The following is a 20,696-nucleotide window of genomic DNA, read 5'->3' on the forward strand; positions in this document are numbered from 1 at the left end:
ACCGGCGCGGCCGAATGAGCACTTGGGCCAAAGCAATCGTGGGCAGCCGGCAAGTTGCCGGCCGCCCACATTACAATCCGTCGACGCGTCATCGTCAGACGATCGCGCTTATTACTCTTTGCCGGTCTTCATCTTGTCGCCGATGTTGGTGAGGGCTGCTTCCATCTTCGGCGTGAAGATCGCGAACATGGCGAGCAGCGCGACGGCCATGATACCGCCGATCAGGCCGTACTCGATGGCGGTGGCGCCGGATTCGTTCTTGGCAAAGCGTGCGATGAGGTTGGACATGATGACTCCTTGAGATCTCGGGGTAGCGCGCCCGTCGACTGTCCCGTCGTTCGGGTGACATGGACCTTAGCCGTGTGCCGTTGCGATGGGCTTAAAGTGATTGGTTGATTTTTACTTATTTCCCGCCTTTGCCCGCCCCGATCGTTCGGGGCCACCATCCAGCGATGGAGCGGTCGGATGGGCCGGCGATGCGAGATCCGCTCCGCCATCCGGTCGTCGCGGCCGGAAAGCGCTAGCCCCAAACGGGTTTGGCTGCAGCATCCAGCGCCCCGCCGGCCGGCCGTTAATGCTTCGTTCAGCCTAATCGGCGAGATTGACACCCAATCCGCAACCAAGACGATCGATCGGATTTTTTCCCATGGTTCTGCGACCAGCCGTCGCCTCCCTGCTGTCGACCATCTTCTTCCTGGCCGCTTCCCCCGACATGGCAGTGGCCAAGGCCCCCCTCTCCGTTGAGATGGATCAGGCAAAGGTGATCGAGCTGGAAAAGCCGGCCGGCACCGTCATCGTCGGCAATCCTGCAATCGTCGACGTGCAGGTCCTGTCGTCGAGCCGCCTCGTCCTGACCGGCAAGAGCAGCGGGATCACCAACGTGGTGATCCTCGGCGAGGACGGCGAGGCCTTCATCGACGAGCAGGTCTCGGTGCAGACTTTCGAGGAGAACACCGTCCGCGTCTATCGGCAGGCAAGCCGTTCGACCTATGCCTGCACGCCGAAATGCGTCCCCACCGTCACCGTCGGAGACGACATGAGCAGCTTCAGCGCGGTCGTCCAGCAGCAGACCCAGCGTCAGAGCATCGTCGAGCAGGCCGCCGGGGGCAACTGATCGCGGCCGCGGTGCGCCGCCCGGCCGCTACGCGCCCGTCATTCACCGTCTCCGTGCCGTGGCCCGCGCCGACGGACTTTCGACCTCGACGACGGTCGCGGGTCCGAACCGAACTCTTCCTAATGCCACCGTCGTGGCCGCTACGGCAATGCGGGCAGTGGGCGGGCGCGAAGACGTCCCAGCCGGCCGCTTGACGGCACGGCCGTTGCGCGACCGCGCGTAAGGGGCGGCGATCGAACCCCACCGAAATCGTCGCTTTCGATGAAAATCTCTCTCCCAACGTAACGCTTTTCTAAGCGTTGCCGGTCATTTTCAGGGAGGTGCTCTCGGGCCGCTCGGCCCCGGCGAGACGGCGGCATCCCTTCGAAGACGCCGTTCAGCATCGATTTTCGGAAAGCGCGATGCTCACGATCAAAGACCACGACGACGCCTCCGACCAAAAGCCCTCGCACTGTCGGAAGGCAGAGACCGCCCCGGCCAGTCACGCGACAGGCAGGCGGAAGATCGCGTCGTTTCTTCGCAACCGCGACGGCGCCGTCGCGATCGAATTCGTCATTCTGGCGTTCCCGTTCCTGATCCTGATGCTCGTGCTGATCGAAACGGCGACGATCTTCTACGCCGAACTCGTCATGGACCGGGCCGTCGCCAAGATCGGGCGCGAGGTTCGCACGGGCCAGATCACCAGCGCCGATCTCACCAAGGACGAATTCAAGGCCAAGCTCTGCAAGGAGGTCAATTTCCTCTTCGACTGCTCGAAGCTGCAGGTCGACCTGAAGACCTACGGGTCGTTCGGCGCAGTTCCGACGAGCGCGCCGATCAAGAATGGCGATCTCGACACCACGGGCTTTTCCTACACCAAGCCAACGGGCGAGACGGTCACGTCCCTCAAGGCCTATTACAAATGGCCGCTCTACGTCGACGTTCTGCGCAAGATGGCGACCAGCATGAGCGACCATTCCTTCATGGTGGTCGGCAGCGCAGCCTTCATGACGGAGCCGTACTGATGATCATCGGCCGCTTCGATTGCCTGCGCTTCGCGATGCAAGACTTCCTGCGCGCGGCAGCCCGTCTCCCGCGCGACAAGCGCGGCGTCGCCGCCGTCGAATTCGCCATCGTCTTCCCGTTCATCGCGGTGCTGTACATGGGCGGCTCCGACGCCGCCGTCGCCTTGGCGGTCAACCGCAAGATCCACAATGCGGCCGGCACGATCGGCGATCTCGTCGGGCAGGTCGAGGTCGCGACGCCCAGCCAGATCAACTCGCTCTTCGACGTCACCGCCTCGCTGATGCAGCCCTATGACGCATCGAAGGTGTTTCTGCGCGTCACTCAGGTCAAGATCGACGCGAACGGCAAGGCGACCGTCGACTGGACCAGGTCGCGCAACGCCATCGTCGGCACGAAGCCCCTCGTCGCCGGCCAGAAATACACCCTGCCCGCCGACTTCGCCAAGGAAAAGAGCGCCTACATCATCGTCACCGATGCCTATTACGACTACGAGACGCTCGGAGGTTTCGGTCTTCTCGGCACGATCACGATGGGCGAGACGAGCTATCATACCCCGCGCCTCGGCGATAAGGTGGTCTGCTCGGGCTGCTGACCCGGCTGTCGGTTTCAGCAAGCATGCCCGAGATCGCGGGTGACGAGCGCTGGTCCGCCGGCCTTCAGACCGCCCGCAGCAGGCAGGAGGCGGACATGGCGCGAGCGATCATCCTGGTGCTCGATTCCTTCGGCATCGGCGCGGCGCCGGATGCCGAGCCATTCGGCGACGCCGGATCGAACACCTTCGGCCATATCCTCGACGCCTGCCGGGCCGGCCGTGCAGACGCGGCGGGCCGCCGCGGCGAACTCGACATACCCAATCTCCGACGGCTCGGCCTTTATGCGGCGGCGGGGCACGGCGAACTCGCCGGGCGGCCCGAAGCCGTCTGGGGCTCGGCCTGCGAGATATCCCATGGCAAGGACACGCCGTCCGGCCATTGGGAGATCGCCGGCGTCCCGGTGCTGTTCGACTGGGGCTATTTTCCACGGACCGTGCCGACCTTCCCGCCCGAACTGATCCGTCAGATCATGGACGACACCGGCCTTCCCGGCATCCTCGGCGATCGGCACGCCTCGGGGACCGAGATCATCCGTGAACTCGGCGAGGAGAGCCTCTCGAGCGGCAAGCCGATCTTCTACACCTCCTCGGACAGCGTCCTGCAGATCGCCGCTCACGAGAGCCGTTTCGGCCTCGATCGGCTCTATGACGTCTGCACGGCCGCCCGCCGCCGCGTCGATCCGTTGAACATCGGCCGGGTGATCGCCCGGCCTTTCACCGGCGACAGCGCCGAGACCTTCACCCGGACCGCCAATCGCCGCGACTATTCCGTGCCGCCGCCGGAGCCGACGCTGCTCGACCGGGCCGTCGCCGCCGGACGTGACGTCCATGCCATCGGCAAGATCGCCGACATCTTCGCCCATCGCGGCATTTCCCGCATCCTGAAGGGCGACGGCGACATGGCCCTGTTCGATCGGACGCTCGAAGCGATGAGCGAGGCGGCGGACGGCGATCTCGTCTTCGCCAATTTCGTCGACTTCGATTCCCTCTACGGCCATCGCCGCGACGTTGCGGGCTATGCCGCGGCGCTCGAAGCATTCGATCGGCGGCTGCCGGAACTCGAGGCGATGATGAAGCCCGGCGACGTCGCGATCCTCACGGCCGATCACGGCTGCGATCCGACCTTCAGGGGCACCGACCATACCCGCGAGATCGTGCCCGTCCTCGCCTTCGGCCCGGAAATCGAGCCGAGGCCGATCGGCCGGCGCGAGAGTTTTGCCGACATCGGCGCCTCGGTGGCGGTGCATCTCGGGCTCGACCCCGGCCGCCACGGCAGGAGCTTCCTGTGATCGCCTCGCAGCCGATGCGCGGCGCCGGCGCTCCGCGCTTCCCGCTCGCCGAACTCCACTGCCACATCGAAGGCGCCGCGCCGCCTGCCCTCGTCGAGCGGCTCGGCGCGAAATACGCCGTCGACGTCTCGGCGATCATCCGGGACGGCGCCTATGTCTGGCACGACTTCACCAGCTTTCTCGCCGCCTACGACCATGCCGCGACGGTTTTCCGGAGCGAGGAGGACTATGCCGACCTCGCTTATGCCCATCTGTCGGATCTCGCGGCAGAGGGCGCACTTTATGCGGAATTCTTCATCTCTCCCGATCATGCGCGATCGAGCGGCACGGAGCCGGAGGTCTACGCCCGCGGCCTTGCCGCCGGGATAGTCCGGGCGCGGGACGAGGCCGGGATCGAAGCCCGCATGGTGATCGTCGGCGTCCGCCATCTCGGAGCGGAGGCGGTCGAGGCGGCGGCGCGCTTTGCCGCCGGGCCGAGCCGTCCCTTCGTCACCGGCTTCAACCTCGCCGGCGACGAACGGATCGGCGCGCCGCGCGATTTCTCCAGGGCCTTCGACGTCGCCCGCGATGCGGGCCTCGGCCTCACCGCCCATGCCGGCGAGCTCTGCGGCCCGGAAAGCGTCAGGGCCTCGATCGACTGGCTGAAGCCTTCCCGCATCGGCCATGGCGTGCGCGCGATCGAGGATCCGGACCTCGTCCGCGAGATCGCCGAGACGGGGATCGTCCTCGAGGTCTGCCCCGGCTCCAACCTCGCCCTCGGAATCTATCCCGACATCGCCGCCCATCCCCTGAAGCGGCTGGTCGCGGCGGGCGTCAAGGCGACGCTCGGATCGGACGACCCGCCGTTCTTTCACACCGATCTTGCCCGCGAATACCGGCTCGCGCGGGAAAACGGTCTGACCGACGCCGAGCGGATCGCGCTGACCCGCAACGCCATCGAGGCGGCCTTCGTCGAGGAGGACGTCCGGCGCCGGCTGCTCGACCGGTTCCAGATCGCCGCGCTTTCGCTTGGCTCGCCCGCCACATCGGACTAGACCGGAGAAAGGTCTGATCCGAACCGGCGAGTACGCGCGACGCGACCGCCCACCGAACACGAACGAATGCGCGAGCCGAAAGAGAGGGCATCATGGAGGGCATCACCGTCATCGACCATCCGCTGGTCCAGCACAAGCTGACGATCATGCGCGACAAGGAGACGTCGACGGCGAGCTTCAGAGGGCTCCTGCGAGAGATCTCGACGCTGCTTTGCTACGAGGTGACCCGCAACCTCCAACTGACGACGGTGCGCATCGAAACCCCGATGACGACGATCGACGCGCCGACGCTGGAGGGCAAGAAGCTGGTCTTCGCGTCGATCCTCAGAGCCGGCAACGGGCTTCTGGAAGGCATGCTCGATCTCGTCCCGGCCGCGCGCGTCGCCCATGTCGGCATCTACCGCGATCACGAGACGCTGCAGCCGGTCGAATATTACTTCAAGGCGCCGGAGGATCTCGCCGATCGTCTGGTCATCGTCGTCGACCCGATGCTGGCGACGGCCAACTCCGCCATCGCCGCCATCGAAAAGCTGAAGGAGCGCGGCGCCCGCAACATCCGCTTCCTGTGCCTGCTCGCCGCGCCGGAGGGCATCGAGCGCTTCCGCGCCGCCCATCCCGACGTCGAGATATTCACCGCCGCCATCGACAGCCATCTCAACGAGAAGGGTTACATCGTGCCGGGCCTCGGCGACGCCGGCGACCGGATGTACGGCACGAAATAGTCCGCTTCGGCGGCCGTCGCATCGATGGAGGCCACAGGTGCCGGCACCGCCGCTGTACCGCCCCAGCCGTTTCGTTCGATGAACAGCGTCGTCTGCAGCGCGCTCATCGGTCGGGCGAAGAGGTAGCCCTGGCCGAGCTGGCATCCGGCCTCTCCGACGAGCGACAGGAGCTCCTCGGTTTCGATTCCCTCGGCGACGACGGTGGCGGAAATGTCGCGGGCAAGCCCGCAGATCGCCCTGACGATCGCGGCGCTCTTGCCCTCGTCGACCATCGTCGAGACGAAGGACTTGTCGATCTTGATCTTGTCGAAGCGGTACTGCCGCAGATAGCCCATCGAGGCGTAGCCGGTGCCGAAGTCGTCGAGCGCGATGCCGACGCCGAGCGCCCGCAATTCGTCCAGCACCGCCTTGGCATTGCCGTTGCGGATCAGCACCGTCTCGGTGATCTCGAGGATCAGCCGGTGTGGCGCCACGTCGTGGCGGAGCAGCGATTCATGCACATGGGCGACGAAGGCCTTGTCGCCGAGTTGAACCGCCGAGACGTTGACGGAAACGGTCAGCGGCTCCGGCCATTTCGCCGCGACCGAAAGCGCCCTGTCGAGGACGAAGCGGCCGATCTCGACGATGGCGCCGGTCTCCTCGGCGAGCGGAATGAAGAAATCGGGAGAGAGACGGCCGAGATCGGGATGATCCCACCGCAGCAAGGTCTCGAAGCCGTGGGCGCGCAGGGTTCCGACCTCGACGATCGGCTGGAACACCGTCTCGAATTCGCCCCGTGACACCGCGGTGGCGAGGTCGCGCTGCAGGAGCCGGCGTTGCTCCAATCCATTGCGGAAATCGTCCGAGGCGACGACGATGCAGTCGCCGCCGGCGCTTTTGGCGCAGTACATCGCCGCGTCTGCTTCCAACAGCAGCGCCTCCAGTGTCCGGTCCCCGTTGCTGGAGGCGGCAAGGCCGATGCTGAACGTCGGCCGCCTGTCATCGCAGCAGATCGTCTGAAGCTCACCCAGGCGGCGCGCCGCCTCGGCGCAGGCATGCTCGGCCCGTTCCAGCGCGCCCGGCCCGACGAACAGGAGCCCGAACTCGTCGCCGCCGATGCGGGCGAACTCGTCACGCCTGTCCATCACCGCCCGAAAGATGCCACCAACCTCGCAAAGCAGCGTATCGCCACGCTGATGGCCACAACTGTCGTTGATCTCCTTGAACAGATCGAGGTCGACGACCGCGACGGCGATGTCCTTCTTCCCCGCCGTCCGGCGCGACCATTGACGGAAGGAGGCACGGTTGGGCAGGCCCGTGAGCGGATCCGTCAGGGCCTGGTGCCTGAAGCGCAGTTTCTGGACGGACAAAACGACGAGCAGGACGAGGCCGAGGCCGCACAGAAGCCGCAGATCGAAGCCGAGATCCGCCAGGGCGATCGAAAGGCGATCCCGCCAGCTGGCGATGAGGTCTCCCTGGATGCCATTGGAGAGGGTCGACAGCCTGGAGAACGTCCCGGCGAGTTGGTCGAGGCGGTCGACCACCTGGCGCGCGATCTCCGGTTGCCCGATGAGCGGCAGCACCGCTTCGATGTCGTCGCACGCCTCGGCAAGCTCTTCACGGGCGACGAGGGCATCTCGGAACGGCCGACCCGTCATGACGAGGGGGATGGCGTCGACGCGCGTACGAACGACTTCGAAGGCGGTGTCGAGCTGATCTGGCGTGACGCGGCCCGCCTCCAATCCCTCGATGGTTCGGGCGAGCCTCTCGATCTCGATCTGCGCCCGCGCATAGTCGAACGTCGCAATGTGGGAGGACGCATCCAGCAGACCGCGGTGATAGCTCTCGGTCTGGATGGAGGTCTGGATGGCCGTCAGCCCCAGCATCACCGTCGCCGTCATGAGCACGCCGATGAACCAGCCGGCGCCCGCGAGCCGCCTGAGCGAATACCCCCTCATGTCAATTCGATCGCGATGAGCTGCCAGACAGCCCGGCTGTAGTATCGCTGCGACTGCAGGCGGGGATCGGCATCGAAGGGAAACATCAGGAAGACCGGCCCTTTGCGCGCGGCCGGCATGAAGCTACCGTTTTCCTTGATTGCGAGGATCGCGCCGGCCTCGATCAGCATCCGGGCTTCGGCGGTGACGAGATAATCGTTCAGGGCGAGAAGCCGCAGCCGCTCGCCTTCACCAGGAAAATTCGAGAGGAAGACTTCGACGGACGGGCCTTCGTAGTCCGTCGGCGCGCTGGTCCAAGGCGTATGGGTCGAAAGCCGCGTCTGCGGCATGGCGGCGAGATCGGCCCGGCTGAATTCAGCAAGCCGCCCGCCATTGCGGCTGACGGTGAGTATCGGGGAGTGGGGATCGTCGTGAGGGGTGGCCGAACGAGCCGGCAAGGCCATGCCGGTCAGAATCGGCAAGGCGCAGACGCCCAGGAAATTCCGTCGGGTGATTGCCATGGCGGGAGGCCTTCGATCGTGTCGTCATGCCATCTAACGGCCATACCTCATTTCAATTGAGTTACTGGCTGCCACGGAATTTCATGAAACAGCGAACATCCTTCGAAATCCATTAATACAAAGGCTGACGATACGAAGTAACTTTTCGATGAACTCAGTAAGTTCATAAACCTGTATCTTGATCCCGTCCCCGCCACCGTGCCGGCAGGTTTCGTTTAGGCGGACGCGGCGGGGATCGTGGCCGAATGGGCGTTCAGCGGGCGCCATCGAGGTTCTCGCCGAGCTTCGGCGGTCTGAGCCGCAGAAACCGCTCTGGGCTTTTCACTCTTCGGGCATCGGTCGGAGAGACCAGCCTCGATCCCCAGGAGAGCCCGACAAATGATCCGCAACACCATCATCGCCATCGCCACCATCGCCGTCGCCGGCGCCGCCCTTTCGGCCCCGGCCAGCGCCAAAAGCTGGCACAAGCCGCACCACGGCTACGACACCGTCCGCTACGAAAAGGTCTGCCACGTCGAAAAGCGCAAGGTCTTCGCCGGCTACGACGAGTGCGGCAACAAGCTCTGGGTCTGGAAGCGCGTCCGCTCCTGCCACTGATCCGTCCTCACGCTGTCCGGCCGTTCTTCGTCACCGGTCCCCCTCCCCCGCCGCTCACGAGCGGCCGGACAGATCAAGGAAACCGCTCCGTCCTCCCCGGGGCGGTTTTCCCGTTTCGCCGTCCTGGAGAACGCCTCTGAATCATCTCGGCGGGAAAAAAGTCGCCGTTCCGCAGCGTCATAAATTGGAACACCCGGTCCGCCGTTTGGTTTGCCTCTTCCGAAGCGGACATATCGCTGAAATGAGGTACCCTGCCATGAAGAATCGTCACATCCCCCTCGCGCTGGCTGCCGCGACGGCCCTGTCGCTGCCCCTCTTCGCCATGCCGGCTTCCGCCGCGGTGGAGGCTGGGACGCTGGGCTGCCACAGCAAGGGCTCTACCGGCTTCATTGTCGGCTCCTCCGAGGAACTGGTCTGCGAGTTCACGCCGGCCGGCGGCGGAGCCCGGGAAGTCTATGCCGGGACGCTCGACACCTTCGGCCTCGACGTTGGCGTGACCGGTCGGACCGTCATGACCTGGGCGGTGGTCATGGCCGACGGCAATGCCTACAGCCAGAGCGCCCTCGCCGGCACCTATGTCGGCGCGACTGCCGAGGCTTCGGCACTGGTCGGCGGCGGCGCGAACGTCCTCGTCGGCGGCGCGAACGACAGCTACACGCTGCAGCCGCTCAGCCTGCAGGCCCAGGAAGGGATCAACGCGGCGCTTGGCGTCTCCAAGCTGACCCTGCAGCCCGCAGTGGCGGTTCCGGCGGCCGTGGCGCCGGTCGCGGTTCCCGCTCAGCCGGTCTCCCCCGACGGCAGCGTCGTTCGTCCGGAATAAGGGGTTCGCGAACACCTTCGCGATGGGGCGGTGCCTGAAGCGGCGCCGCCCTGTTTCGATTGCGTCGCCTGTGTTCGGCGAAGAGGCAGCCGCCGGCAGGCCGCCCGGGACCGCGTCTGCTTTTGGGCTTTCGACCGAAATCCGCTATCGATCTGCAGGATTACGAATCGACAAAGGCAGATCATGACCATCCGCGTGCACAAGGGCGACCTTCCCGACCTCTCCCGCTACAACGGCCCCGTCGCCATCGACACCGAAACGCTCGGCCTCGACACGCGGCGCGACAGGCTCTGCGTCGTCCAACTCTCGCCGGGGGACGGCACCGCGGACGTCGTCCAGATCGCCAAGGGCCAGCGCGAGGCACCGAACATCGCCGCGCTCCTGAAGGACGCCTCGAAGACCAAGATCTTCCATTATGCCCGCTTCGACGTCGCGGCGCTCTACCACGCCTTCGGCGCCATGACCGCCAACGTCTTCTGCACCAAGATCGCCTCGCGCCTGACCCGCACCTATACCGACCGCCACGGGCTCAAGGATCTCGCCCGCGAACTCATCGGCGTCGACCTCTCGAAGCAGCAGCAGTCCTCCGACTGGGCGGCCGAGACGCTGTCTCAGGCGCAGGTCGAATATGCCGCTTCGGACGTTCTCTATCTCCACGACATCATGGGCGTCCTCTACAAGCGGCTCGAGCGCGAGGAGCGCATGGATTTCGCCAAGGCCTGCTTCGCCTTCCTGCCGACCCGGGTGAAGCTCGACCTCGCCGGATGGGGGGAAGAGGACATCTTTTCGCACTCGGCCTGAGCGCCGGAAGGCGCGTCAAATCCACGGTTGGAAGAGGGGACGCAAAGGAAGCTTGCCGGCGGCTTTCCGAAAAATTCGTCATCGATGACGAATGTGCATGTTGCGTCACGCGATGTCGCAATCCGAATGTCGCGGAGCGATGGAAAAGACCACATGCGGCGCAGAGCGCAACGCCATCACGAAAGGTTCGCCGCCATGCTCCGCAGCCTGTTCCACACCGAAGCCGTCCAAGCCGTCGCCGTCACCGGTCTCCTGTTCGTGGCCGTCGCCCTGGCCGCCGGTTTCCTGCATGTCGTCGCCTGAACGACACGACGAATCGAGGGGCCGCGTCGCGGTCCCTCAGATCATGATCCGGCGCAGCGCCTCGTCGGGCGCGCGCCGTCCATGCCACTGTTTGGGGTAGCCGAACGAGACTTCCTCGAAGCGGACCCCGTCGATGATCCGGCTCGACGGCATGTGGAGGTGGCCCGAGACCACCACGGAAGCATTGAAGCGGCGGTGCCAGTCCTCGGTCCGCGTCGTGCCGCACCACAGCGAAAAGCGCGGGATGCGCGGCGGCCGGGCCAATTCCTCGCGCAGGGGCCAGTGATTAACGAAAATGCGCGGGACGCTTTCCTCGCCGAGTTCCCGCAGCCGCGCCTCGGTCAGATCGCAGCGCTCCCGGCACCATTCGGAGCGACTGGCGAAGGGGGCGGGCGAAAGAAACTGCTCGTCGGCGCAGCGCACCCCGCCCCTGCGCGCCCAGGCCAGCGCGTCCTCCGCGGCGACGTCCGGCGGGCGGAAGGAATAATCATAGAGCAGAAACATCGGCACCAGCCGGAGCGGACTGCCGTCGATCTCGATCAAAGGATAGTCGTCCTCCGGGGTCAGAACGCCGTATTCGCGGCAGAGATCGACGAAGGCACGATAGCGCGCCTCCCCCCGCCGCGGCGCTTCGCCGGCGGGGGCACCGCGCTCGCCCACCGCCCAGAGCTCGTGATTGCCGGGCACCCAGACGAGCTGCTTGAACTTCTGCGCCAGGCTCTCGAAGGCAAGGCGCAGATGATTGGTCGTCTCGCCGACGTCGCCGGCCAGAATCAGCCAGTCGTCCGGGCGTGGCCGGATTTCGGCCAGGGCCTCGCGATTGGCGGCAAATCCCAGATGAAGATCGGCGACGGCGTAGAGTCTCACGGCGCGCGCTGCCCGCCATCGAGAGGAAGCACCGTCTCTTCGACCGGCGCGTCGTCTCCAAGCGGCACGACGCGTCCGAACCACAGCCGCATCCCGCCTTGTCGCGAGGATATGGCAAGGGCGAGCCGGTGGCTCGGCCCCATGGTGCGCCTGAGGAAACGCCAGCGGGCCGGATCGTCCGGGCAGCTGGATTTGAAGGCGATGATCGGCGCATCGCCGGTGATGTCGTAGGCAAAGCCGTCGAGCGGCAGGGCGAGTCCCATGCCGCGCGCCTTGATGTAGGCCTCCTTCAGCGTCCAGAAGGCGAAGAAGCGTTCCGTCCGTTCCGCCCCCTCGCCGGCCCGGACATGGGCGGCCTCGCTGGGAGCGAAATAGCGGTCGCAGAGCCTGGCGAGTTCGTTGTCCCGGTCGATCCATTCGACGTCGACGCCGAGGTCGCAGTCCTGTCCGACGGCGAGCGCGACGAGCCCTCGCGTATGGGAGAGGTTGAAGACGAGGTCCGGCGCGAGATGGGCCTGATCCGCCGCGATCGAGGGGCGGCCGTAACGATTGGCCTCGAAGCGCCAGTCCGCCGGATCGACGTCCGCATAGCGCGACAAGGTGGTCCGGACCAGCGCCCGGCCGGTCAGATATTCCTGCCGCGCGCCCTCGACCTTGTAGCGCTCGTAGCGGGCGCGCTCGGCCGGATCGAGCAACGGCAGCCAGCCTGTCTGGCGGTCGTCCGCAAGAGCCGGGTCGGCAAGGTGGACGTCGACGTGGCGGGGGTGGAGCACGGCTTCGGGCAGGATGTCCTCTCAGACGGGTGAGGCGCAGCGACGACGGTCGCGCGCGGCTGGCATGGCCCAAAGATGGGAACGCTTGCCCGGTTTCGCGAGGAGCAGCAACGTCGCCAAGGCCGAAAACCAGCCGGGTGAGACAATGACGCAGCCCGGCGGCTCAGCTCGCGGTAACCGGCATCGACAGCGAGAACAGCGCGGAGAAGATCAGGCCGAAGAAGATGATCCAACCGAACACCGTGTTCGACTTGAACAGACCGAGGCACTGATCGGGGTCGTCGATGTCGAGGCTGAGGATCTGCCAGACCATCTGCACCGCACCGACGGCCAGCGCAGCATAGGCGGGCCAGGACGGGCCTCCGGCCGCGCCCATCGGGGCGGTGGCGAAAGCGGCGAAGAACAGGACGATCGCCCCGAGATAAAGGACTGTCAGGGCTTCGCGCGTATGCCGTCCGAACAGGCGGGCGGTCGACCTGACGCCGACGAGGGCGTCGTCCTCCTTGTCCTGATGGGCGTAGATCGTGTCGTAGCCGATCGTCCAGAGGATCGAGCCAGCGTAAAGCAGCAGCGGCGACAGCGACAAGGAGCCCCAATGGCCGGCCCAGCCCATCAGCGCGCCCCATGAGAAAGCCAGGCCGAGGCCGAGCTGCGGCCAGTCGGTGAAGCGCTTGAGAAACGGATAGATCGCCACCGTCAGCAGCGAAAGGATACCGAGAAGCACGGCGAAGAGATTGAACTGGAGGAGGACGAGAAGGCCGAGCAGCGACTGCAGGACGAGAAACAGCTTCGCCTGCCCGCGGCTCACCCGTCCGGAGGGCAGCGGGCGCGAGCGCGTTCGCGCCACCTTGTCGTCGATGTCGTGATCAACGAGGTCGTTGTAGGTGCAGCCCGCTCCGCGCATGGCGACGGCGCCAACGAGAAACAGGAACAGATGCCAGAGGCTCGGCAGGCCCGGATGCACCGCGCTCGGAGCGATCGCCTGGGGCGCTAGCGCCGCCGACCACCAGCACGGCCACAACAGAAGCTGCCAGCCGATCGGCCGGTCCCACCGGGCGAGCTGCGCATAGGGCCAAATGGCTCGCGGTAGCCAGCGATACACCCAGTTGTACACTGGCGCGTCGGAGACCCGATCGGTGGATTCAGCCAGGCTGGTTTTGAGATTCGCCATGGCGACCAGAGTGTGTGCATGATTGCTGCAGTCAAGTGAAAATCACGTTGCAATGCTTCCCGGCGCAATTTTTTCGCGGCCCGCCGTTCTTGACCTCCCTGCCCATAGCCCCCTATCGGCACTCTGATGATGAAAAACGACAGTGGCTCGAGCCGGGAAATGCGCATGGATGTCCTCTTGATCGGCTCCGGCGGCCGCGAACACGCGTTGGCCTGGAAGATCGCCCAGTCGCCGATGCTCAACCGGCTCTATGCGGCGCCGGGAAATCCGGGCATCGCCGAATGCGCCGAGATCGTCCCGCTCGACGTCGCCGATCACGAAGCGATCGTCCGGTTCTGCCGCGACAAGGCGGTCGGCCTCGTCGTCGTCGGCCCGGAGGCACCGCTCGTGGCGGGGCTGGCGGACCGGCTGGAGGAAGCCGGCATCCTCGTCTTCGGGCCATCGGCGGCGGCCGCCCGGCTCGAAGGCTCGAAGGCCTTCACCAAGGATCTCTGCTCGCGCCACGACATTCCGACCGCCCGCTACAAGCGCTTCACCGACGCCGCCGCGGCCAAGACCTATCTCGACGAGACCGGCTATCCCACCGTCATCAAGGCCGACGGGTTGGCGGCCGGCAAAGGCGTGACCATCGCGACCAACCGGGCGGAGGCGATGGCGGCGGTCGACGGCTGCTTCGAGGGCGACTTCGGCGGGCCCGGCGCCGAGATCGTCATCGAGGAGTTTCTCGAAGGCGAGGAGGCGAGCCTCTTCTGCCTTTGCGACGGCAACCGCGCCATCGTCTTCGGCACCGCCCAGGATCACAAGCGTGCCTTCGACCGCGACCGTGGGCCGAACACCGGCGGCATGGGCGCCTATTCGCCCGCTTTGGTGATGACCGAGCGGCTGGTCGAGCGGGCGATGAAGGAGATCGTCGAACCGACACTGAAGGGCATGGCCGAGATCGGCGCGCCGTTTCGCGGTATCCTCTATGCCGGGCTGATGCTGACGGAGACCGGTCCGAAGCTGATCGAATACAACGTCCGCTTCGGTGATCCCGAAGCGCAGGTGCTGATGATGCGGCTCGACGGCGATCCGCTCGAGGCCTTCCTGGCGGCCGCCAGGGGCGACGTCTCGGCCATCGCGCCGACCTGGTCGCGGGATCGGGCACTGACGGTGGTGATGGCCGCGGAAGGCTATCCGGGCGCCTACAGCAAGGGCACTGAAATCACCAAGTTGCCGGCAGACGATGCGACGACCCGGATCTTCCACGCCGGCACCAGCCGCGATGGCGACCGTCTCGTGGCGACCGGCGGCCGGGTGCTCAACGTCACCGCGCGCGGCGCCACGGTACGCGAGGCGGCCGCCCGTGCCTATGCGGCCGTCGAGCAGGTGGGCTGGGACGACGGGTTCTTCCGCACCGACATCGGCCATCGCGCCATCATGGTCGAGGGCGCCTGATCCACGAAAGGCACGTGGCCGCGTCCAGCCGGAGCCGTCTTACGCTGGGGCGAAGACGGGCGCGCAGCAGAACCGGCCGCTGACGAAGCTTCCGCGGTGAACCTTACTTGGCCGGCCAGGCATAGGCGATCTTGCGCAGCGCCATGTCGTTGAAGCGCTCCTCGCCTTCGGCGATCACCACGCCGCCGAGCCGTTCGTAGAAGCCCGTGGCCAGCGAATTGTCGGCGAGCGCCCAGACGGCGTGGCTCGCGAGGTTCCGCTCGCGCAGGAGTTTCTGGCTGGCGCAAAAAAGGCGCCGGCCGAAACCGACGCCCTGATGGGAGGGCTTCAGGTAGAGTTCGTAGATCTCGCCGTCGACCGCGAGGGCCTTCGTCCGGTTCGGGCCCATGGTGGCGTAGCCGACCGTCTCGCCGCAAAATTCCACGACGAGAATGCCGGCGCCGTTCTGCACGGCGCGTTGCCACCAGCCGGATTGCCGGCGCTGAAGGATCGAAGTCAGGCAGCCGTGGGGAATGAGGCCGGCATAAGCGCCCCGCCAGGCCGATTCGTGGACATTCGCAAGGGCGGCAGCGTCCCTCGTTTCGGCAAATCGAATGGCGGTTGTGATCGTCGGCATCGCTTTTCAACTCCCGAGATCCGATTCCGATCCACGAAGCTTAAAATTTTTCTACCGGACTGACAAAAAACCGTCGCACGACCTCTCCCGGCCGCGGTGATTCAACGGCGGCATCGACATGTCCGCTTTCGTCCGGGGCCTGGCGCGGATCTCGCAATGCTAGCGCCGTCCGAGCACACCTTCTGCCAGGGCCTTCTGGATGCCGGCGATGTTCGAGCGCCGCGACAATTCACGGGTGAACGGTGGCTGGCCGCTCACCCAGATCGTCATTTCGGAATCGGCGTCGAACGTGCCCGCCGTCTCGATCGAAAAGGTGGTGATCGCCCGATAGGGGATCGACTGGATCGTCCGCTTGCGGCCCGTCATGCCCTGCTTGTCGACGATGATCAGCCTGAGATCGGTGAAGACGAGCATGTCGCGCACGACCGCGAAGGCGAGGACGATCTCCTCGCCGTCGATCATGATCGGTGCGAGCTCGGCGTGAACTTCGTTCACGTCGACGTCGCTGGTCAGGCCCATCAGGCCGGATAGAAGTCCCATCGCCGCTGCTTTCTCTTGGTGTTTCCGTCACGGCCGACGCTCGCCGGAACCGTCCCGGCGCAGATAAGGCGAAAGGGGCAAAAAAAATTCTCGAGACATCCATAAGTTTTTCTATCTCTGGCGGTGAGAAAATAAAAGTTTCATTTATCCTCCGCCTCGCTACCATCGCCGCAAAAATCCGGGCGCCATGGGTGCCCGAGGACGCCGTGTGCGGCGCGACAGGGAGGACGACGTGAAACACGGCATCAGACAGCTTTTCATTCCGGGACCGACGAACGTGCCGGACCGGGTGCGGCGCGCCATGAACGTGCCGATGGAGGATCAGCGCTCGCCGGACCTGCCGGAGCTGACGCTGGGCCTCTTTGGCGACCTGAAGCGCGCCTTCAGAAACGAGAGCGGACGGGTGTTCATGTTCCCCTCTTCGGGCACCGGCGCCTGGGAAGCGGCGATCCAGAACACCCTCGCCAGCGGCGACAAGGTGCTGATGGCGCGCTTCGGCCAGTTCTCCCATCTGTGGGTGGAGATGGCCCAGCGTCTCGGCCTCGACGTCGAAGTCATCGACGTCGAATGGGGCAAGGGCGTCCCCCTCGACGCCTATGAGGCGCGGATCGCCGCCGACGCCGACCACGAGATCCGCGCTGTCTTCGTCACCCACAACGAGACGGCCACGGGCGTCACCTCCGACATTGCCGGGGTGCGCAAGGTTCTCGACGCCCATTCCCACCCGGCCCTCTTGTTCGTCGACGGCGTCTCGTCGATCGCCTCGATCGAGTTTCGGCAGGACGAATGGGGCGTCGACCTCGCCGTCGCCGGCTCGCAAAAGGGTTTCATGCTGCCGGCCGGCTTGTCGTTCCTCTCGGTCTCGGAAAAGGCGCTCGCCGCGAACCATGACAATCGGCCGAAGATGGCCCGCAGCTATTTCGCCTTCGCCGACCAGATCGCCATGAACGATCAGGGCTACTTCCCCTACACGCCGCCGACGCAGTTCTTCCATGGCCTGCGCGCCGCCCTCGACATGCTGTTCGAGGAGGGTCTGGAGAACGTCTTCGCCCGGCATCACCGCCTTGCCGAAGGCGTTCGCCGCGGCATCCAGGGCCTCGGCCTGAAGCTCGTCGCCGCCGGGCCGCAATGGTATTCCGACACTGTCTCGGCGATCTACGTGCCCGAGGGTGTCGACGCCAACCGGGTGATCAAGATCGCCTACGAGCGCTACGACACCTCCTTCGGCGGCGGGCTCGCACGGCTGAACGGCAAGGTCTTCCGGATCGGCCATCTCGGCGATCTCAACGCGGTGATGTGCCTTTCAGCCCTCGCTGCGGCGGAGATCTCGCTCGCCGATGCCGGCGCGAAGATCACCCCCGGCGCCGGCGTCGCGGCAGCTCATGCGTATTTCCGTGAGGCGGACGCGCCGGTGCTGGTCGAGCGCCAGGCTGCCGAATAGTCACCAGGCGGAAGCCCTTACCCCGCACGAAAACCGCGATAGGTGGCGGCGCCCGGCTCGGCAACGGCCGACTCGGTCGTCGCCATTGTCCCGATGCTGTCGTGCAGCGGCGACTTGATGCAGACCGGGTCGGTGTTCGCCGCATCGCCCGTCAGTGCCAGGGCCTGACACCGGCAGCCGCCGAAATCGACATGCTTGCGCTCGCAGGACAGGCAGGGCTCCTTCATCCAGCTCGTGCCCCGATAGGCCGTGAAGGCGGGGCCGTCGTACCAGGTCTCGGCCAGAGAGTGGTCGCGGACGTTCCAGAAGTCGAGATGGGTGATCGTCTCGGCGGCGTGGCAGGGCAGCACCTTGCCGGATGGCGTGACCGAGAAGGTGCGGGTTCCCCAGCCGCCATTGCAGAGTTTCGGATAGCGGGCGTAGTAGTCGGGGAACACCGCGTCGATGACCAGCGTACCCTTGAGCCTCGCGCGGGCCGTCTCGACCTCCTCGATGGTCCGGTCGACGTCCTCGCGGACCGGCATCAGCTGCGCCCGGTTCTTCAGCGCCCATCCGTAATATTGCGTGTGGGCGATCTCCAGGCGCTTGGCGCCGAACTCCACCGCCTTTTCGATCATCTCCGGCACCTGATGGATGTTCATCCGGTGGATGACGGCGTTCAACGTCAGCGGTACGCCCCGCTCGACCACGGCCCGGGCGAAGGCCCGCTTCTTCTCATAGCCGCCACGATAGCCGCCGACCCTTTGGGTGATGCCCTCGTCGGCGCCCTGCATCGACAGCTGGATGTGATCGCAGCCGGCCTCGATGAGTGCGTCGAGCTTGGCGTCGTCGACGCCGATGCCCGATGTGATGAGGTTGATATAAAGCCCGACCTCGGCGGCGTGGCGGGTCAGTTCGACGATGTCGCGGCGGGCCGTCGGCTCGCCGCCGGACATGTGGAGATGGATGACGCCGAGTTCGGCGGCTTCGCTGAAGACGCGCTTCCAGGTCTCGGTGTCGAGCTCGGCCGACTTCGGATCCAGCTGCAGCGGGTTCGAGCAATAGGTGCAGCGCAAGGGACAGCGATGGGTGACCTCGGCGAGGAGGCCGAGGGGCGGCTGCGGCTGCGGCGTGACCGCCCTGTCCGGGCGGTCGAGGAGGATCGTGTCGCTCATAGGGTCACCATCTGCTTGTCGGACAGATCCGTCAGGAGTGCCTCGACATCCGGACGGATCGTCGCCTCGTCGGCGGTGAACAACTGGGTCAGTTGACCGAGGATCGCCTTGAACGTCGTCTTGCCGTCGATCCGCTTCAAGATCTCGGTGGCGATCGGATCGGCCTCAAAGATCCGCTCCGGCCCGAGCAGCACGTAGCGGCCGCGGGCCTTGTCCTCGCGAAATTTCACCCCGCGCGGCAGGGCCGGGACGGTCTCGTCGGCAATGCTCCGGGGCGCCGCCATCAGGGCGCCTTCCCGCCGCTTTCCGCTTCGCCCGGCCGCCAGGCATCCGGCGGCGTCAGGGCCGGCTCGACATAGGCGTAGTACAACGCATCGAGCTGCGCCCAGAGCACCTGGCACTTGAAGCGCAGCGCATCCATCACCGCCTCCTGCTTCTCGCGGGTGTCGGCGTGCTCGAGGCAGTAGTTCAGGGCGAAATCGCTGTCGCGCTTGGCCTGCACCGGCCGCTTGTCGAAATAGGCCAGCGTGTCCTGCGAGATGAAGTCGTAATGGGCCAGCATGCCCTTGGTCCGCACGCCGATGACGTTGGGCGAGAACAATTCGGTGAGCGAGGAGGCGATGGCCTCGAGCAGCGAGCGGTCGCGGACGAAATGGACGTAGGCGTCGACCGCAAAGCGCGTGCCGGCGAGGATGCCGCGGCCGGACATGACGTAGTCCCGGTCGAGGCCGACACCGTCGGTCAGCGCGATCCACTTCTCGATGCCGCCGCGCTCGGTCTCCGATCCGTCGTGATCGAGAATGCGCTGACGCCATTCGCGGCGCAATTCGACCGTGCCGAGCCGGGCGAGGATGTAGGAATCCTTCACCGGAATGTTCGCCTGATAGTAATAGCGGTTCAGCGCCCAGGCCTGAACCTGCGGGCGGTTCAGCCGGCCTTCCTGCAACAGAATCTGGAAGGGATGGAGCGAATGGTAGCGCGTCTCGCCGATCCGGCGCAACGCGGCCTCGAGTTCCGCCCCACTCATCATCTCGGCTCGGGACTTGGTCATAAGGCGATCTCCATCCCGTCATGGGTGACCGTCCAGCCGGCGGCTTCGACGGTCGCGCGTTGGTCGGAACCCTGGACGAGAATGGGGTTCGTGTTGTTGATGTGGATATAGGCGCGGCGGGCGATGTCGAGCCCCTCGAAGGCGTGAAGGCTGCCGCCCTCGCCCGAGATCGGCATGTGGCCCATGCGCCGGCCGGTCTTTTCCCCGACGCCGGCCTGCCGCATCTCGTCGTCGGCAAAGAGCGTGCCGTCGAAGAGCAGCGCGTCGGCGTCGCGAATGCGCTCCGCGAGCGTTGCCGGCAAATGGGCGCAGCCGGGAATGTAGAAGGCGGTCTTTCCGTGCGCCGAAAGCTTCACCCCGACGGTCATCTCGCTTTCCTCGCCGACATCGACCTCGCCCCTCTCCATGAACAGCGGCACCTTGCCGGGCACGGAGAAGATCTCGACGAAGAGGCCCGGCAAAGGCTCGAAGCCGGCGCCGATCGCCACCGGGCGCTTTTCGACGAAGGCCGGATCGAGCACCTGAAAAACCGGGCTCTCGGCGATCATGCCGAGAACGCCGGTCGTTCCGTAGAGCGGGAAGCGCTGCTTTTCGCGCAGTGTCAGGAGCCCGGCGATGTGGTCGACGTCGCCATTGGTTACGAGCACGGCGGAAATTGGCGTCGCCCGCCTTGCCGCGTCATCGGCATGAGCGCTGGGGGCAAGCCGCGGCGAGGTCAGCACCTGTTGGCGCAGATCCGGCGAGGCATTCAACAAGAGCCAGTTGCGGCCGTCGGCGGATGCGGCGATCGAGGACTGCGAGCGCGCAACGACCCGCTCGTCGCCGGCCCAGTAGAGCCGGCAGACGTCGCACAGACAGTTCCACTGCGGGTAGCCGCCGCCGGCAGCAGAGCCCAAAACAAAAAGCCGCAGGCGGTGATCCCGCCCGCGGCC

At 65.9% G+C, this 20,696-nt stretch carries 24 protein-coding genes; 11 read left to right on the forward strand and 13 right to left on the reverse strand.

What is annotated here, in order from left to right:
- Positions 1-111 precede the first annotated feature (111 nt).
- On the reverse strand, positions 112-288 hold the full coding sequence (locus GTK09_RS08160) for a Flp family type IVb pilin (protein WP_163462601.1): 177 nt from the start codon (positions 286-288) through the stop codon (positions 112-114).
- A gap of 358 nt (positions 289-646) precedes the next feature.
- Between GTK09_RS08160 and GTK09_RS08165 the strand changes: the two genes are divergently transcribed.
- The 6 genes from GTK09_RS08165 (at position 647) to upp (ending at position 5,756) form a co-directional block, all read left to right on the forward strand.
- Positions 647-1,114: a pilus assembly protein N-terminal domain-containing protein gene (locus GTK09_RS08165; RefSeq protein ID WP_163462603.1), complete on the forward strand. Its 468-nt coding sequence runs from the start codon at positions 647-649 to the stop codon at positions 1,112-1,114.
- 401 nt (positions 1,115-1,515) lie between these two features.
- Complete coding sequence (locus GTK09_RS08170) at positions 1,516-2,118, forward strand: TadE/TadG family type IV pilus assembly protein (RefSeq protein WP_163462605.1); 603 nt, start codon at positions 1,516-1,518, stop codon at positions 2,116-2,118.
- Complete coding sequence (locus GTK09_RS08175; RefSeq protein ID WP_163462607.1) at positions 2,118-2,711, forward strand: TadE/TadG family type IV pilus assembly protein; 594 nt, start codon at positions 2,118-2,120, stop codon at positions 2,709-2,711. The genes GTK09_RS08170 and GTK09_RS08175 overlap by 1 nt, the downstream gene beginning before the upstream one ends.
- A 95-nt stretch (positions 2,712-2,806) precedes the next feature.
- On the forward strand, positions 2,807-4,000 hold the full coding sequence (locus tag GTK09_RS08180) for a phosphopentomutase (RefSeq protein ID WP_163462609.1): 1,194 nt from the start codon (positions 2,807-2,809) through the stop codon (positions 3,998-4,000).
- Positions 4,001-4,014: 14 nt separating this feature from the next.
- Positions 4,015-5,034, forward strand: a complete 1,020-nt coding sequence (locus GTK09_RS08185; RefSeq protein ID WP_163462797.1) for an adenosine deaminase — start codon at positions 4,015-4,017, stop codon at positions 5,032-5,034.
- 92 nt (positions 5,035-5,126) lie between these two features.
- On the forward strand, positions 5,127-5,756 hold the full coding sequence (gene upp / locus GTK09_RS08190) for a uracil phosphoribosyltransferase (RefSeq protein ID WP_163462611.1): 630 nt from the start codon (positions 5,127-5,129) through the stop codon (positions 5,754-5,756).
- Here upp and GTK09_RS08195 read toward each other — a convergent pair.
- Together GTK09_RS08195 and GTK09_RS08200 are read right to left on the reverse strand one after the other, a co-directional pair.
- The gene (locus GTK09_RS08195; RefSeq protein WP_163462613.1) at positions 5,702-7,693 is read right to left on the reverse strand and encodes a putative bifunctional diguanylate cyclase/phosphodiesterase; all 1,992 of its coding nucleotides are present in this window, start codon (positions 7,691-7,693) and stop codon (positions 5,702-5,704) included. The two genes, upp and GTK09_RS08195, sit on opposite strands and share 55 nt — an antisense overlap.
- Complete coding sequence (locus tag GTK09_RS08200; RefSeq protein WP_163462615.1) at positions 7,690-8,193, reverse strand: putative pterin-binding protein; 504 nt, start codon at positions 8,191-8,193, stop codon at positions 7,690-7,692. The genes GTK09_RS08195 and GTK09_RS08200 overlap by 4 nt, the downstream gene beginning before the upstream one ends.
- A 378-nt stretch (positions 8,194-8,571) precedes the next feature.
- Between GTK09_RS08200 and GTK09_RS08205 the strand changes: the two genes are divergently transcribed.
- The 3 genes from GTK09_RS08205 to GTK09_RS08215 all read left to right on the forward strand — a co-directional run bounded on the left by GTK09_RS08205 (position 8,572) and on the right by GTK09_RS08215 (position 10,411).
- Positions 8,572-8,790 (forward strand): hypothetical protein, encoded by a 219-nt coding sequence (locus GTK09_RS08205; RefSeq protein WP_163462617.1) that lies wholly within the window; start codon positions 8,572-8,574, stop codon positions 8,788-8,790.
- Between the two features lie 256 nt (positions 8,791-9,046).
- The gene (locus GTK09_RS08210) at positions 9,047-9,610 is read left to right on the forward strand and encodes a DUF992 domain-containing protein (RefSeq protein WP_163462619.1); all 564 of its coding nucleotides are present in this window, start codon (positions 9,047-9,049) and stop codon (positions 9,608-9,610) included.
- Between the two features lie 183 nt (positions 9,611-9,793).
- The gene (locus tag GTK09_RS08215; protein ID WP_163462620.1) at positions 9,794-10,411 is read left to right on the forward strand and encodes a ribonuclease D; all 618 of its coding nucleotides are present in this window, start codon (positions 9,794-9,796) and stop codon (positions 10,409-10,411) included.
- Positions 10,412-10,516: 105 nt separating this feature from the next.
- On the opposite strand, the gene GTK09_RS08220 is transcribed toward GTK09_RS08215, so the two are convergent.
- From GTK09_RS08220 to ubiA, 4 genes are all read right to left on the reverse strand, one after another.
- Positions 10,517-10,702, reverse strand: coding sequence for a hypothetical protein (locus GTK09_RS08220; RefSeq protein ID WP_163462621.1), 186 nt, complete (start codon positions 10,700-10,702; stop codon positions 10,517-10,519).
- 48 nt (positions 10,703-10,750) lie between these two features.
- Positions 10,751-11,581 (reverse strand): metallophosphoesterase family protein, encoded by an 831-nt coding sequence (locus GTK09_RS08225; protein WP_163462622.1) that lies wholly within the window; start codon positions 11,579-11,581, stop codon positions 10,751-10,753.
- Positions 11,578-12,354 (reverse strand): 4'-phosphopantetheinyl transferase family protein, encoded by a 777-nt coding sequence (locus tag GTK09_RS27970; protein WP_163462623.1) that lies wholly within the window; start codon positions 12,352-12,354, stop codon positions 11,578-11,580. The genes GTK09_RS08225 and GTK09_RS27970 overlap by 4 nt, the downstream gene beginning before the upstream one ends.
- Positions 12,355-12,517: 163 nt before the next feature.
- Positions 12,518-13,525 (reverse strand): 4-hydroxybenzoate octaprenyltransferase, encoded by a 1,008-nt coding sequence (gene ubiA, locus GTK09_RS08235; RefSeq protein ID WP_163462624.1) that lies wholly within the window; start codon positions 13,523-13,525, stop codon positions 12,518-12,520.
- A gap of 165 nt (positions 13,526-13,690) precedes the next feature.
- On the opposite strand from ubiA, the gene purD reads away from it, so the two are divergent.
- A complete protein-coding gene (gene purD / locus GTK09_RS08240) occupies positions 13,691-14,962 on the forward strand; it encodes a phosphoribosylamine--glycine ligase (RefSeq protein WP_163462625.1) in 1,272 nt (423 codons plus the stop codon).
- Positions 14,963-15,065: 103 nt separating this feature from the next.
- Here purD and GTK09_RS08245 read toward each other — a convergent pair whose 3' ends face one another.
- Together GTK09_RS08245 and GTK09_RS08250 are read right to left on the reverse strand one after the other, a co-directional pair.
- Positions 15,066-15,578 (reverse strand): GNAT family N-acetyltransferase, encoded by a 513-nt coding sequence (locus tag GTK09_RS08245; protein ID WP_163462626.1) that lies wholly within the window; start codon positions 15,576-15,578, stop codon positions 15,066-15,068.
- A 159-nt stretch (positions 15,579-15,737) separates the two neighbouring features.
- Positions 15,738-16,118: a PH domain-containing protein gene (locus GTK09_RS08250; RefSeq protein ID WP_163462627.1), complete on the reverse strand. Its 381-nt coding sequence runs from the start codon at positions 16,116-16,118 to the stop codon at positions 15,738-15,740.
- 232 nt (positions 16,119-16,350) lie between these two features.
- Here GTK09_RS08250 and GTK09_RS08255 point away from each other — a divergent pair, with 232 nt between their 5' ends.
- A complete protein-coding gene (locus GTK09_RS08255) occupies positions 16,351-17,559 on the forward strand; it encodes an aminotransferase class V-fold PLP-dependent enzyme (protein WP_312869717.1) in 1,209 nt (402 codons plus the stop codon).
- A gap of 17 nt (positions 17,560-17,576) precedes the next feature.
- On the opposite strand, the gene pqqE is transcribed toward GTK09_RS08255, so the two are convergent.
- The 4 genes from pqqE to pqqB are packed head-to-tail and all read right to left on the reverse strand — an operon-like array spanning position 17,577 to position 20,675.
- Positions 17,577-18,713 carry a pyrroloquinoline quinone biosynthesis protein PqqE gene (gene pqqE / locus GTK09_RS08260; RefSeq protein ID WP_163462631.1) on the reverse strand — a complete coding sequence of 379 codons (1,137 nt, stop codon included), beginning with the start codon at positions 18,711-18,713 and terminating at the stop codon, positions 17,577-17,579.
- Entirely contained in the window at positions 18,710-18,997 is a 288-nt protein-coding gene (gene pqqD, locus GTK09_RS28240) for a pyrroloquinoline quinone biosynthesis peptide chaperone PqqD (protein ID WP_163462632.1), read from the reverse strand. The genes pqqE and pqqD overlap by 4 nt, the downstream gene beginning before the upstream one ends.
- A complete protein-coding gene (gene pqqC / locus GTK09_RS08270) occupies positions 18,997-19,764 on the reverse strand; it encodes a pyrroloquinoline-quinone synthase PqqC (protein WP_163462633.1) in 768 nt (255 codons plus the stop codon). The genes pqqD and pqqC overlap by 1 nt, the downstream gene beginning before the upstream one ends.
- A complete protein-coding gene (gene pqqB / locus GTK09_RS08275) occupies positions 19,761-20,675 on the reverse strand; it encodes a pyrroloquinoline quinone biosynthesis protein PqqB (RefSeq protein ID WP_163462798.1) in 915 nt (304 codons plus the stop codon). Before pqqB ends, pqqC begins: the two co-directional genes overlap by 4 nt.
- Positions 20,676-20,696: the final 21 nt, after the last annotated feature.

It is taken from the genome of Jiella pacifica, from assembly GCF_010500815.1.
Lineage (GTDB): Bacteria > Pseudomonadota > Alphaproteobacteria > Rhizobiales > Rhizobiaceae > Jiella > Jiella pacifica.

What these genes read in the sequence shown, in the direction of transcription:
- GTK09_RS08160 (WP_163462601.1), bottom strand. Translation starts at nt 288, where the DNA reads ATGTCCAACCTCATCGCACGCTTTGCCAAGAACGAATCCGGCGCCACC.
- GTK09_RS08165 (WP_163462603.1), top strand. Translation starts at nt 647, where the DNA reads ATGGTTCTGCGACCAGCCGTCGCCTCCCTGCTGTCGACCATCTTCTTC.
- GTK09_RS08170 (WP_163462605.1), top strand. Translation starts at nt 1,516, where the DNA reads ATGCTCACGATCAAAGACCACGACGACGCCTCCGACCAAAAGCCCTCG.
- GTK09_RS08175 (WP_163462607.1), top strand. Translation starts at nt 2,118, where the DNA reads ATGATCATCGGCCGCTTCGATTGCCTGCGCTTCGCGATGCAAGACTTC.
- GTK09_RS08180 (WP_163462609.1), top strand. Translation starts at nt 2,807, where the DNA reads ATGGCGCGAGCGATCATCCTGGTGCTCGATTCCTTCGGCATCGGCGCG.
- GTK09_RS08185 (WP_163462797.1), top strand. Translation starts at nt 4,015, where the DNA reads ATGCGCGGCGCCGGCGCTCCGCGCTTCCCGCTCGCCGAACTCCACTGC.
- upp (WP_163462611.1), top strand. Translation starts at nt 5,127, where the DNA reads ATGGAGGGCATCACCGTCATCGACCATCCGCTGGTCCAGCACAAGCTG.
- GTK09_RS08195 (WP_163462613.1), bottom strand. Translation starts at nt 7,693, where the DNA reads ATGAGGGGGTATTCGCTCAGGCGGCTCGCGGGCGCCGGCTGGTTCATC.
- GTK09_RS08200 (WP_163462615.1), bottom strand. Translation starts at nt 8,193, where the DNA reads ATGGCAATCACCCGACGGAATTTCCTGGGCGTCTGCGCCTTGCCGATT.
- GTK09_RS08205 (WP_163462617.1), top strand. Translation starts at nt 8,572, where the DNA reads ATGATCCGCAACACCATCATCGCCATCGCCACCATCGCCGTCGCCGGC.
- GTK09_RS08210 (WP_163462619.1), top strand. Translation starts at nt 9,047, where the DNA reads ATGAAGAATCGTCACATCCCCCTCGCGCTGGCTGCCGCGACGGCCCTG.
- GTK09_RS08215 (WP_163462620.1), top strand. Translation starts at nt 9,794, where the DNA reads ATGACCATCCGCGTGCACAAGGGCGACCTTCCCGACCTCTCCCGCTAC.
- GTK09_RS08220 (WP_163462621.1), bottom strand. Translation starts at nt 10,702, where the DNA reads ATGCAGGAAACCGGCGGCCAGGGCGACGGCCACGAACAGGAGACCGGT.
- ubiA (WP_163462624.1), bottom strand. Translation starts at nt 13,525, where the DNA reads ATGGCGAATCTCAAAACCAGCCTGGCTGAATCCACCGATCGGGTCTCC.
- purD (WP_163462625.1), top strand. Translation starts at nt 13,691, where the DNA reads ATGGATGTCCTCTTGATCGGCTCCGGCGGCCGCGAACACGCGTTGGCC.
- GTK09_RS08245 (WP_163462626.1), bottom strand. Translation starts at nt 15,578, where the DNA reads ATGCCGACGATCACAACCGCCATTCGATTTGCCGAAACGAGGGACGCT.
- GTK09_RS08250 (WP_163462627.1), bottom strand. Translation starts at nt 16,118, where the DNA reads ATGGGACTTCTATCCGGCCTGATGGGCCTGACCAGCGACGTCGACGTG.
- pqqE (WP_163462631.1), bottom strand. Translation starts at nt 18,713, where the DNA reads ATGAGCGACACGATCCTCCTCGACCGCCCGGACAGGGCGGTCACGCCG.
- pqqD (WP_163462632.1), bottom strand. Translation starts at nt 18,997, where the DNA reads ATGGCGGCGCCCCGGAGCATTGCCGACGAGACCGTCCCGGCCCTGCCG.
- pqqC (WP_163462633.1), bottom strand. Translation starts at nt 19,764, where the DNA reads ATGACCAAGTCCCGAGCCGAGATGATGAGTGGGGCGGAACTCGAGGCC.